Source organism: Candidatus Amarolinea dominans (assembly GCF_016704685.1).
Classification (GTDB): domain Bacteria; phylum Chloroflexota; class Anaerolineae; order SSC4; family Amarolineaceae; genus Amarolinea; species Amarolinea dominans.
On record NZ_JADIZS010000005.1, the window covers coordinates 46,069 to 58,216 of the forward strand.

Annotated in this window: 7 protein-coding genes; 2 read left to right on the forward strand and 5 right to left on the reverse strand. The window is 64.1% G+C overall.

Annotation, left to right across the window (positions count from 1 at the left end; translation table 11 throughout):
* Window positions 1-22: 22 nt before the first annotated feature.
* From IPF85_RS04525 to IPF85_RS04545, 5 genes are read right to left on the reverse strand one after another with little or no spacing between them, the layout of a single operon-like run.
* Entirely contained in the window at window positions 23-4,537 is a 4,515-nt protein-coding gene (locus IPF85_RS04525) for a glycosyltransferase family 39 protein (RefSeq protein WP_343406872.1), read from the reverse strand.
* Complete coding sequence (locus tag IPF85_RS04530; protein WP_343406873.1) at window positions 4,515-5,423, reverse strand: glycosyltransferase family 2 protein; 909 nt, start codon at window positions 5,421-5,423, stop codon at window positions 4,515-4,517. Before IPF85_RS04530 ends, IPF85_RS04525 begins: the two co-directional genes overlap by 23 nt.
* Window positions 5,420-6,571 carry a glycosyltransferase family 4 protein gene (locus IPF85_RS04535; protein WP_343406874.1) on the reverse strand — a complete coding sequence of 384 codons (1,152 nt, stop codon included), beginning with the start codon at window positions 6,569-6,571 and terminating at the stop codon, window positions 5,420-5,422. Before IPF85_RS04535 ends, IPF85_RS04530 begins: the two co-directional genes overlap by 4 nt.
* Window positions 6,558-7,766, reverse strand: a complete 1,209-nt coding sequence (locus tag IPF85_RS04540; RefSeq protein WP_343406875.1) for a glycosyltransferase — start codon at window positions 7,764-7,766, stop codon at window positions 6,558-6,560. Before IPF85_RS04540 ends, IPF85_RS04535 begins: the two co-directional genes overlap by 14 nt.
* Complete coding sequence (locus IPF85_RS04545) at window positions 7,759-8,754, reverse strand: glycosyltransferase family 2 protein (protein WP_343406876.1); 996 nt, start codon at window positions 8,752-8,754, stop codon at window positions 7,759-7,761. Before IPF85_RS04545 ends, IPF85_RS04540 begins: the two co-directional genes overlap by 8 nt.
* A 237-nt stretch (window positions 8,755-8,991) precedes the next feature.
* Between IPF85_RS04545 and IPF85_RS04550 the strand changes: the two genes are divergently transcribed.
* On the forward strand, window positions 8,992-10,191 hold the full coding sequence (locus IPF85_RS04550; protein ID WP_343406877.1) for a PLP-dependent aspartate aminotransferase family protein: 1,200 nt from the start codon (window positions 8,992-8,994) through the stop codon (window positions 10,189-10,191).
* A 79-nt stretch (window positions 10,192-10,270) separates the two neighbouring features.
* A complete protein-coding gene (locus tag IPF85_RS04555) occupies window positions 10,271-12,118 on the forward strand; it encodes a wax ester/triacylglycerol synthase family O-acyltransferase (protein WP_343406878.1) in 1,848 nt (615 codons plus the stop codon).
* Window positions 12,119-12,148 lie beyond the last annotated feature (30 nt).

Here is a 12,148-nt window from a genome sequence, read left to right on the forward strand (position 1 = left end):
GCGCAGCGCACCTGCCCGATTGTTAGCGGTCGGAGCTCAGCGGCGCAATCTGGATGCGCTCGATCAACGCGTTGCGGTCGCCGTCGCCGCCCTTGTCAATCACATCCTGCCAATAAACGTCATTATTGAAGATCAGCGTCAGCAGTTGCATGCCGGCGCGATTGCTGACAATCTGCAGGGTACGGGTTTCCCAACTGCCGTCGTCCGCGTTGAAGAAGATCTGGCCGCGCTGGATATTGCTGAGCTGTACGTCCACGATGACCGGGCCAGGCCGATCGTTCTGGCCCAACACCGACAAACGATAGACTCCCGGCTTGGGCAGCAGCACATTGAGGGTGACGATCGGCCCGGTGCCTGCGCGCATGGCGGCCTCATGCCCGCCTTCCTGGATCAACTGGGTGCCCTCCGCCAGGCCCCCTTGATCGGGGGTCCAGGCCAGGTTCGGGTCGGCATAGAGGACGTTGCCGTAGATGCGCAGCGTCTGCACGTAGAGATCACGGCTGCTGGTGTTGCGCAGGCGCAGCATGACCGTCCCCGCCTTGTGCATGATGCCCACAAAATGCGATTCGGTCTGCAGATCGAACGACAGGTCTTCGAGCAGGCTGCCGTCCATTTCCAGGGCGAGATTGTTGCCCAGGCGTGCGCCGCGGCCGCCAACTTCCAGGACGTAATTACCATCACCGAGGAAAACCAGCGGGAAAGCAATCTCGTTGCCCGGCCCAAAGACGAAGGCGAAGGTCCCTTCGACACGATCCAGCCGCGGCTGGTTGGCAGCCCCACTGCTGAGCAGGTCATCGAAATTGAGATCAATCAGCACATCGCCGCGATTGATGGCAGCCGGAATTTTGGTCAGGCTAACCGTCTCCACCAGGGCGTTACGGTCGCCATCCTGACCGGCGTCCACTAATTCTTGATCGTAGGCATCGGCGACGAACTCCAGGGCCAGGCGATGAAAGCCGGGAAGCCCCACCGAGAAGAGGAGCGACTGCTCACTCCAACTGCCGTCGTTGGCCGCGTAGCTCAGCACGCCAATCTGCGCACCGTCGAGCATGACCGCCAGGTCAACCGGGCCAGGCTGGTCGTTCTGCGCCCGCACCGAGAGCTGGTAGCCGCCGGCCGTGTCAAACGCCAGATCCATGCTGACGACCGGGCCGGCCGCGGGTCGCATGATGGCCCGCACCCCGCCCGCCTCTTCGACGGCCGTGCCCGGCGGCATCATCTCGGTGGCCTCGGCCATGACAAAGGTGGTCTGGTTGCCCACGGCGACGACGGGCGCGGCGAGGTTTGACACGGTGAGGAAGTCAATGACCGCATTGCGGTCCCCATCGTCTTTGTTGGCCACCAGGGCCGTGTCGTACAGGTCATTGGCAAAGACAAGGCGCAGGCGATGGTAGCCGACCGCGCCTACCGGCATACGCACCGAACGCAGCGACCAGGTGTAGTCGTTACGGGCATAGTCCAGGGTTCGCTCCAGCGGTTTGCCATCCAATTCGGCCCGGAGTTGCACCGGGCCGGGGCGATCGTGCAGGCCGTCCACGTTGAGGGTGTAGTTGCCGGTGCTGCTGAACCACAGTCCGGCCTCGATGACCGCGCCGGCGCCCGCGCCCATGGCCACGGGGCGATTACTCATGCGCTGCAGCCGTGCATTCTCACCCACCACGAACGGGTTCGCTTCGATGCGCAGATCTGTACTGTCCGGCTGCACGTAGGCCAGCAGCAGGCTGATCTCCTGCAAACACAACTGCCCTGGCTGCACGGTGGCCGGCGGAGTCAGCAGAATCTCGTGCTCGCCCGTGCTCAGCCGGCTCAACAGGTGAGTGGTCTGCGAAAGGTGGGCGCCAGGGGCGATTTGACCCAAGAAGCGGTCATCCAGGGTCACCGGCAGTGGCTGCGTGATGTTCGTGCTGGCGGTCACCAGTTCGAGCACGTAGTCGGCCGCATTTTCCACGGTGACGGTAAATGTCACCGGTTGAGAATCGAGCCAGCGGCCGGCCGCGCCGGTCGTCGTCACGCAGGCGGTCAACGCCCCGGTGGCGGTAATGGGCGCTGTCTCGGTCAACTCACTCACGCCCAGGCTGATCTGGGTGCTGCCGCGATACACCCAGTTCTGGCGTTCTTCCAGGGTGACATAATCAAGGTCCGCGTAAGCCCCCTCGATGTAGGCGTCCGCGGTCGCGCCCAGGGTCAGGGTGTGCAGGCCAGGGCTGCTCACATTGACGGGGATGGAAATCGTCTGCCACCCCAGGTTGACCGGCGTCGTCAGAATACCGACTGCCTGACGGTCGAGCACCACCGACCATTTGGGCGTGCCGATGCGTGCGTTCATGCGGCCGTACAGCGTCAGCAGGTAGTCGCCCGGCTGGCTTGCCCACAAGGAGACTTGGGCGATGATGCCGAAGCCCTGGGCGCGTACGAATGAACCGCCGCTGGCCTCAGGTTGTTCGAAGACAAAGCCATTGTCGGTGGGGAAGTCTTCGGCTTCGATCGTCACGCGTTGGCCGTCCTGTCCGGGTATGGCCGCGGCATAGGCCAGCGTCAAGGTGCCGCTTAGCGCCGTGGTGGGCGGCTGCGCGGCAATGATGTCTACAGTGACCACTTCGGTGCGGGTGAAAGGCACCTGCACGTAATTGGGCGCCTGTACGCCGGCCGGGTCGAAACTGCCTTGGTTCTGACCGTTGACGTGTACGCTGAAGCGCTGCGATGTAGATGCGTCGTACGGGGTGACCCCGACGATGAGACTGCGATTGGGTAACGCGGCCCGTTTTGTGGTCAACTGGGCGCGACCGGCGGCCCATTCGAACGGCACCTGGCTGTTGAGCACCGGCGCGGTGTCCAACAGGTAGACCTGGGCGCCGACGACATCGCGGGCTTTCAGCGCGGGGAAGAGCGTGCCGACCTCACGGAAGCCGCCATGACCAGCCTGATCCACAATCCACACGCGCTTGTGGTTGTCAAACACCGATTGCAACTGGGGCGCCGACAGGTCGGCAAAGGATTGCACGAAGCTGCCAAACGCCTGGGGTTTGACCATTTGGCGGAAATAGTAGACAAACGGCCCCCAATCGCGGTCGCGGGCGGTAGCAAAGAGGACCGCATCGTCCGTGCGCAGATCGGCTTGAATGTAGCGGATCACGCCACGCCAGTTCAAGCGATCCTGCTGCCCATAATAGCCCAGGACTGGTCGCGTGTTGACCAGCAGGAGCAGGACGGTCAGCGCGCCCACCAGGATCGCGGCCGGGAGCGGGGTCTGCAGGACGGGGACGCGCAGGACAACGGCTCGCGGCAAGGCCCACAGCCGGCTCACGCCCGCGTAAAGGCCCAGCGCCACCAGAGCCAGATAGGCAGGCTGTACGAAGATGATATATTTGCTGGCAAAGAAATGTTCTGAGCGCACCAGGGAGACCAGTAGGAGGGGCAGCCAGAGCCACAGCAGAACAAAAAACGTTTGGCGCCACTGCCGGCGCAGGAGCAGGTCGGTCAAACCGAACAGGGCGAACGCCAGATAAAGCCAGGAGGCCCAACTGCGGCCGCTGCCGAACTCGGCAAAAAGATCAATGAACGAGGCGACACTGAGGGAAAAGCCGTGCAAGGTGGCCCCCTCGGTGGTGCGTGCTGAGTCGGCCTGGGAGAAGATGGTCGCCACTTCGCTGCTGCTGGCGCTGCTGCTGGTGGCTGCGCGCACCACCGGCAGGGTGATCTCCAGCGTGAGCAGTGCCAGGACGACGACACTGACGACGAAGACAGCATAGGCCAGCGGAATGCGGCGCAGGGCGCGGGCCGTGACCTGTTGCCAGCCAAGCAAGCGGCTGCGCATGGTTTTGCGCCGGCTGTTGGTGCGGCGGCGCAAGCTGCTTAGCCGCGGCAGGCGCACACTGCGCACCAGGTGTATGCCCAAGATCACCACGGCATAGACCACCATGGGTACGACAAAGAAGACGGCGAAGAGGTGATTCCATACGTTAAAGGCGGAGACGAAGACGAAGGCAATGAGGTCGCCCGCACGCTTCTCATCCAGGCCGCGCAGCATCAGATAGGCGCCCAGCACAGCGAGGAAGGACATCAGACCGTAGTAGCGCGCTTCCTGCGAATACTGAATGTGAAACGCGGAGATGGCCATGAGAAAGGCCAGCAGGAGCCCCACTTCCGGTCGGCGCAATCGCCGTCCCAGGGCAAAGGCGACTGCCACGGCCAGCACGCCGGCCAGGAAGGACGGCAAGCGGATGAGCATATCCTGGTTGCCGATCAATCCGGTCAACGACGCCAGGAGGGGCAGGGGCATCTGAAAGCCCCAGCCGGTCACGAACTGACCGCCGGCGCTGGCTGCGATCTGGCGCACAAACGAGAACGGGGCTGTGGTGCGCAAGACGGACGCCGGTCCCAACAGGGCCAGGTCTCCGGTCAGGGCTTCGTCACCCCAAAAGGGCCGCGTGTTGAGTTCATAGGAGCGCAAGCCTGCGGCCAGCAGGATGATGAGCAGGAAGGCCGCATGGATTGCTAGTTTGCTGAAACGCGTGTTAGGATTTGTACCTGAAACCATCTACCAGTCCACGAATCTTGGCGCGTACAGCCGCACTGCGGCCGCGCGCACTCTCTCGTATGATGAGCCACGGAATACCTGCCGCCAAGGAGATCAAATACAACACCCACTGCCCGGCATGGGCGTAACGGCGCATGAATCGCACGGCATTGACGCCGGATAGATATTTCTCACGGGGATTGTAGAATCCACCCGTGCTGGCGCCGCCCTTGTGCCACATGCGGGCTGAGGGAACGTAACGCACGATCCAACCCGCCCGCCTCGCGCGCATCGCCCAATCGGCATCCTCGTAATAGGCGAAATAGGCCGGGTCGAGCAGGCCAACCGTTTCCAGGAGCTGGCGTCGCGCTAGTATACCACATCCGGGCAGATAGTCCACATCGGCGGCGCTGTCATACTGACCGCGATCGGCCTGCCCAAAGCCGCGCATGGCCGTCACGTTGCCCCAGAAGGTGACCCGCCCGCCGGCCGACCACAGAACGGTGGGCGGTTTGGCCTGGTAGATCTTAGGCCCGGCCAGGCCAATCTGTGGGTCGCGGCCGGCTTCGGCCACTAACTCCTGGGTCATGGCCGGGTCGAACCAGGTATCGTTGTTCAACAGCAGCACGAAGTCGGCGCCTTGCGCCAGCGCCCAGGTCATTCCCGCGTTGTTGCCCGCGCAGAAGCCCAGGTTGGCGCCGGTTTCGATGAGGTGGACGGCCGGGAAGTCGGCGCGGATGGCCGCCGCCGAACCGTCCTGCGAACCATTGTCCACCACCAGCGGAATCAGGGCCGGGTAGGTCTGCTGCTGCAGGCTGCGCAGGCAGGCCAGGGTGTCCGACCGGCCGTTCCAGTTGAGAATCAGCGCGACCACGCGCGGCGGGGCGTGTCCGTTGTTGGTGTTCATCCCGCAGATTTCCAGGCCAGTTGCCGGTAGACCGCCACAGTCTGGTGGGCAATATCTGCCCAGGAAAGATGCTGCTGCGCCCACTGCCGGCCGGCTGCGCCCAGGGCGCGGCGGCGCGGGTCATCGCTCAGCAGCCCGCTGATGGCCGCGGCCAGGGCGGCGGCGTCACGCGGAGGAATGAGCAGCCCGGTGACGCCATCCACCACCGCTTCGGGCAGGCTGCCGACGCGGGTGGCAATCACCGGGCGGGCAAAGGCATAGGCCGCGGCAATGACGCCCGAGGCGCTGCCGTCGGTGTAGGGCAGCACCACCAGGCTGGCGCGGCGGAAGAAGGCGGCCGCTTCCGCATCTTCCACAAAGCGGTTGACCCAAGTCACGGCCGCCGCTTGGGCGCCAGGGAGACGGCGATAGGGCGCCATGTCGCCCTCGCCGCCCACGACCAGGAAGTGAACATCTGGCACGGCCGCCTGCACCAGCGGCATGGCCTCGACCAGGTACTCCAGGCCCTTGTACGCCTTGATGCGGCCAAAAAACAGGACGGTGTGCGGCTCTTCGTCCTGGGCGCCAGCCCACTGGGTCAGAAAATCGTACCAGCCGTGCGCCAACACGCTGATGCGCGCGGCCGGCGCCAACCGCGTGCGCTGTAGTTCCGCGGCCAGCGCCTGTCCATGCACAAACAGGTGGTGCGCATAGCGTGGCCCGGCCCACACGTTCCAACGTTTGCGCCAGCCGCCCTCGCCAGGTTTGATGCTGACCTCGTGCTGCGTGACTACCAGCGGCCAGCGCCGGCGCAGCCAGGGCAGCGTGGCCAGTTCCCAGGGGTGCGTGCTCAAGTTGGCGTGGATGATGTCGGGCGCGGTGGCCTGCACGGTGCGCAGATACGCGGGCACGTGCAGCAGTTGACGCGGCAGGCGCGCCAGGTCTGCCAGGCGGTTGCCGGTGGGAATGTCAACCGGGGCCAGGGTGACGGCGGGCGCAAAGCCGAGCGGCGCGGGCGCCTGTGCCACCACGGCCGTCACGCGCACGCCCGGCTCCTGGGCCAGGGCGTTGGCCAGCGCGGCGGTGTAGTGCGCCATGCCGCCGCGCGGCCACAGGTTGATGAGGGTCACGCGCAGCGGCGCGGCGTCGCGGCGGCTAGTGGGCGTCATGGCGACTCCTGCCAGGCTGGCGGTCGAGCACGCGCTGGCAGAGCTGCACATACTGCTGGACGATCGCCGGCCAGGCGAAGCGCTCAGCGATCTGGCGGCCACGGCGGCCGTACTCGGCGCGTAGTGGGTCATCCTGCGCCAGGGTTGCCAGCGCGCCGGCCAGGGCCTCAACGTCGGCCCAGGGCGCGACCAACCCGTTGCCATCCAGCAGTTCTTCCAGGCCGCCGGTTGTGGTGACAATGACGGGAAGGCCGCTCGCCATGGCTTCCAGGAGGGCCATGGACATGCCTTCATTGAAAGAAGGCAGGCAAAAGATATCAGCCTGCGCATAGACCGCGGGCATCGCGCTGCGCTCCACAAAGCCGAGGAATTGGACCTTGTCCTGCAGGCCCAGGGTTTGCGCCTGCTGGCGCAGCAGCGGCTCGGCGTCGCCGGTGCCGGCCAGGATGACACGCAGGGACACGCCCTGGCTCGCCAGGCGGGCCAGCGCGCCCAGCAGGTGTTGCTGCCCCTTGCGCTCGATCAGCCGCGCTGCGCAGAGCACCGTGACCGGCGTGCCTGCAGGCCGCGGCGCCTGAGACACCGGCGTGAACTGCGCCAGGTCAACGCCGTTGACGATGATGTCTATGGGCAGGCCGGGCGCAGTCTGCCAGGCCAGGGTGCGGTGCCGTTGGCTGATGGCAATGACGGCCGCGGCCTCGCGCCAGATCTGGCGAATGAAGGGCGTCAAGGCGGCATAGACATAACGGTAACGGTTTTCGAAACCGGGCACATCCGGGCCTTGCAGAGAAACAATGTACGGCAGGCCCAGCGTGCGTCGCAACGCCCAGGCGATGCCCCCGGCCGGCACCCCGGCAAAGGCAAAGCACAGGTCGTAGGGTGCGCGTGCGGCCAGGCGTCGCGCGTAGCGGTAGCCGCGCCAGGTGTAGCGCAGCAGTTCGACATTGGTTGAGTGATGGATGTTACGGTTGTCCACCGGCACCTTGTGCAGGCGGATTGCTGGCGTCATTTCTTCATATTCGAAGCGGCGCCTGGAGCGGCTGGAAGTGATCAGATCCACGTGAATGGGGGGGACGCGGTGACGTAGTTCGTCCAGCAGGTGGTAGTTGACCACACCGGTGCCACCGCCGAGCGGGGGGAATTCGTTGTCCAACATCAGGATGCGCATGGCGGTTGTGGGCGTCTCCTCAAGCATCCGGGGCCTGACGCTCATCATCGAATCCCCGGCGTTCACCGATGATGTAGAGCGGGCGCTGCTTGACTTCATCGAAGATGCGACCGACATATTCGCCGATGACGCCGAGGGCGATCAATTGGATGCCGCCCAGGAACATCACGCCCACGACGATGGTGGCAAAGCCGGAGGGGAACTCGGGCAGGGTGAAGCGTTTGTAAACCGTCCACACGGAGAGTAGAAAACCCAGGAACGAGACGAGCAGGCCAAACAGAGAGGCGAGGCGCAGCGGCAGGTAGGAGAAGGAGAAGAAGCCATCGAAAGCCAGGCGCAGGAGTTTGAGCAGGCTGTACTTGGGTTGACCGGCAAAGCGGGCCGCACGATTGTAGGGCACGCCGATCTGACGAAAACCGATCCAACTGCGAATGCCGCGCATGAAGCGGTTGCGCTCTGGCATTTTGCGCAGCACGTCGGCCACGCGGCGATCGAGCACACAAAAATCACCGGCGTCGAGCGGAATCTCGACGTTAGCGACCTGGCGCAGGAGGCGGTAGAAGATGTCGTAGGCGCTGCGTTTGAACAGGTTCTCCTTGCGCTCCCGGCGAACCGCGTAGACCACATCGAAGCCCAGGCGCCATTGGGCCAGCAGCGGGCAGAACCTCCGGCGGGTCTGCAGATCGGCATCCAGTACGATGACGGCATCTCCGCTCGCATGGTCAAGCCCTGCGCTGATAGCGGCCTGGTGACCGAAATTGCGCGACAGGTGCAGCACGCGCACCTGCGCATCATTCTGTTGGATGGCAGCCAGCAGGTCGCCTGAGCCGTCGCGACTGCCATCGTCCACGTAGATGATCTCATACGGCTCGGCCAGCGCGATCATGACACTGCTCAGGCGCCGATGGAGTTCCGCCAGGCTCTCGCGTTCATTGAAGACGGGAAGCACGACAGAAAAGACGGGAAGCACGACAGAAAGGACGGGAGGCTTCGTTTGGGTCAGGTGAATCGTCATCGCCGCAATTCCTATCGGATGAGGTTGGACAGCCAAGAGATTAAGCGCATGATTCTTGTGGCCTGTGCTCGGCTAATCGTACCACAAGAAGCCGGGTCAGGCCAAAAAATAGATATTGCCAGGACTCTTGCGGAATCGGTTTTGACAGGGCGCCGCCGCGGGGGTACACTGGTACACCAGCAGCGCCGGTCGTCAGCGCCGCCGCGTCACGCCAAGTGCGAAGGGAGCCACATTTCGATGACGAGTCTGTTTACGCGTGCAGTTCACGCCGGCGAGCGCCTGCCCGCGCCTGATTATACACCCACCACCACGCCGATTCACCCGGCTGTGACCTACCTGTACGACGCGATGGAGGACCTGGACGCCGTCCTCGGCCGCGCCAGGGATGGTTTTGTCTACCGCCGCTACGGCAACCCGACGACACACGCCTTCGAAGTGGCCCTGGCCGACCTGGAAAACGCCGACGTCGCGCTGACCTACGCGTCGGGCATGGCGGCCATGGTTGCGGCGTTGTTGGCCGCGGGGGTGCAAGCGGGCGCCCGCGTGGTGGCCGCACGCGACTGCTATGGCGCAACCTACACCCTGCTCGACCGCCTGCTCAAAGAGCAGGGGGTGACCACCCACTTTGTGGATGTCACCAACCTGGATGAAGTGGCCGCGGTGCTGCGCGCCACGGCGCCCACGGTGCTGGTGTGCGAAACGATTTCCAATCCGCTGCTCAAGGTGGCGAACGTGCCGGCCCTGGTGAATCTGGCCCATGCGGCCGGAGCGATGGTCATCGTAGACAGCACCTTCACCACGCCCTATTTGCTGCGCCCGCTGGAGCATGGGGCTGACTTTGTGGTCCATTCGGTCACCAAATACATCGGCGGGCATGACGATGTGCTGGGCGGTGCGGTCGTGACCGGGCGGGTGCATGAGGCGCGCCTGACCGACCAACTGAAGATGTTGGGCGCCAATTTTTCGCCCTTCGAGGCCTGGCTGGCCCTGCGCGGGCTGAAGACGCTGCCGCTGCGCATGCGCCAGCACTGCGCGTCTGCGCTGCAGGTAGCCGCCTGGTTGGGGGCGCATCCACGCGTGGCGCAGGTCAACTACCCCGGCCTGCCCGGCCATCCGCAGCACGCGGTGGCCGCACAGTTGTTGCAGGCGCCCGACGGCCAATCAGCCTACGGCGGCATGGTGAGCTTCGTCATACGCGACGCCGGGCAAGCGCAGGTGCGGCGCTTCCTCGAACGCGCGCGCCTGCTGCTGACCGGCACGTCGCTGGGCGATGTCTACAGCCTGCTGCTCTACCCGGTCATGGCGTCGCACCGCGCGTTGACGCCTGCGCAGCGCGCCCTGGTTGGCATTGGCGAGGGCCTGGTGCGCCTCTCCGTGGGCATCGAGGAGCCGGCCGACATCATCGCGGATCTTGCGCAGGCGCTTGAAGCGGATTGACATTTTGGTGCGTAGGATTTATAGTGTAGGCAAGAATCAACGCTCCTGGCAAGTAAGAGGGGACGTTCAAGGAGGGGCTATGAGTGACAGTATCCGCTATGGAATTCCGCTGGGCAACGTAGATACGGCCTGGCTACACATGGAGGACTCCACCAATCTGATGATGGTGTCGGGCCTTTTCATTTTCGACAAACCGGTTGATTTCACGCGTCTGCGCGATACCGTGCAATATCGCTGGGTAGAACGCTTCAGCCGTTTTCGGCACAAGGTGGTGAGGCAAGGCAACAAGGCCTATTGGATCACCGATCGCAATTTTGATCTCAACTCTCACATCCACCGGATTGCTCTGCCGCCTCCGGGGGACAAGACCGCGCTGCAAGATTTTATCAGCGACCTGATGAGTACGCCGCTCGATTTCTCCAAACCGTTGTGGCAGATGCACTACATCGAAAATTACGGCGAAGGCAGCGTCTTGCTCATGCGGCTGCACCACTGCATCGCCGATGGTATCGCGCTGATGCACGTCATGCTCTCCAGTACCGACACCGACCCCGATGCGCCCTACCCGACGCCCCCCGAACGCCAGGAACGCCACTCGCCTGGTTGGCTGGAGAGTACCCTGCGCAGCGCCTTGGGCATGGTTTCCACCGCACGCAAGGTGACTGATACGTTGATTCATGAAGGTTTGGAGACACTGACCAACCCCAGTCACGCCCTGGATTTGGCGTCCCAAGGCGCCAGTGCGGCAGCCGCCCTGGGCAAGATTCTGCTTCTCGGCCCTGATCCGCACACGGTCTACAAGGGTTCCCTGGGCGTGTCCAAGCGTGTCGCCTGGTCCCAAGCGATCCCACTAGCCAACGTTAAGCTCATTGGTAAGGCGCTGGGCGGCACGGTTAACGATGTGCTGCTGACGGCGATGACCGGCGCGCTGCGCCGATACATGGAATTTCGCGACGACCCAACCGACGGCATCAATATCCGCGCCATGGTGCCTGTCAACTTGCGGCCGCTCGAAGAGGCGTACAAGCTGGGCAATCGTTTTGGCCTCATCTACCTCTCCCTGCCCATCTACCTGGTTGACCCGAGGGAGCGCTTGCACGAGCTCAAGCAGCGCATGGACGACATCAAGAACACGCCGGAAGCGCTCGTCGCCTTTCAGATTCTCAATACCCTGGGCCTGATGCCCATTCAAGTGGCCGATCAGATGGTCAACATCTTCGGCATGAAGTCCTCGGCCGTGATGACCAACGTGCCTGGCCCGCGCCAGGCAGTCTACTTCGCCGGTCAGAAGATCGTCACAAACATGTTTTGGGTGCCGCAGTCGGGTCGCATGGGTCTGGGCGTCAGCATCTTCAGCTACAACGACACGGTGGTGCTCGGCATTGCGACCGACACCGGCTTGGTACCCGATCCAGAAAAGATCAACGAGTATTTCGAACAGGAGTTTGTGGATCTGTTAGCCTTCGCCCAGCAGACACAAACCCTGGCGCACCCTGCGCTGGCGGCTCCGACCGAACCGGCTGCGGCCACGCCCGCCCCGGACCAGGCCGCGGACAGCCCCACCGTCACACCCGCCCCGGTCAAACAGCCGCGCCGGCGCAGACAACCGGTCGAGACCATCGCTGTAGATGAGCCGGCTGCGACCGCAGGCGTGGAAGATCTCATGCAGGCTTTGGCGGTGCCAGAGGCCCCGGCCGTGCCGTTGCTCGTGCATGAGACTCTGATTGAGACGGCAGTCGCAGTCGTCGCGGAACCACCGGTGTTGTTCACGCCCACCGTGCCGATCAACGGCACGCACGCGGCGCAGATCGAGATGCCCGTGACCCTGGCAACACCGCAACCCTGTGTGGCCGTGACCAAATCGGGCCGTTCGTGCAAAAATGTCGCCCTGGCCGGTTCGGCTTACTGCCGCGTTCATCAGGTCTGACCGGGCACTCACTACCCGCACCTGCCCCGG

Bases quoted from the DNA above. Each gene is read 5' to 3' on its own strand.
- IPF85_RS04530 (WP_343406873.1), bottom strand. From the start codon at position 5,423: ATGAACACCAACAACGGACACGCCCCGCCGCGCGTGGTCGCGCTGATT.
- IPF85_RS04545 (WP_343406876.1), bottom strand. From the start codon at position 8,754: ATGACGATTCACCTGACCCAAACGAAGCCTCCCGTCCTTTCTGTCGTG.
- IPF85_RS04555 (WP_343406878.1), top strand. From the start codon at position 10,271: ATGAGTGACAGTATCCGCTATGGAATTCCGCTGGGCAACGTAGATACG.
- IPF85_RS04540 (WP_343406875.1), bottom strand. From the start codon at position 7,766: ATGCTTGAGGAGACGCCCACAACCGCCATGCGCATCCTGATGTTGGAC.
- IPF85_RS04550 (WP_343406877.1), top strand. From the start codon at position 8,992: ATGACGAGTCTGTTTACGCGTGCAGTTCACGCCGGCGAGCGCCTGCCC.
- IPF85_RS04525 (WP_343406872.1), bottom strand. From the start codon at position 4,537: ATGGTTTCAGGTACAAATCCTAACACGCGTTTCAGCAAACTAGCAATC.
- IPF85_RS04535 (WP_343406874.1), bottom strand. From the start codon at position 6,571: ATGACGCCCACTAGCCGCCGCGACGCCGCGCCGCTGCGCGTGACCCTC.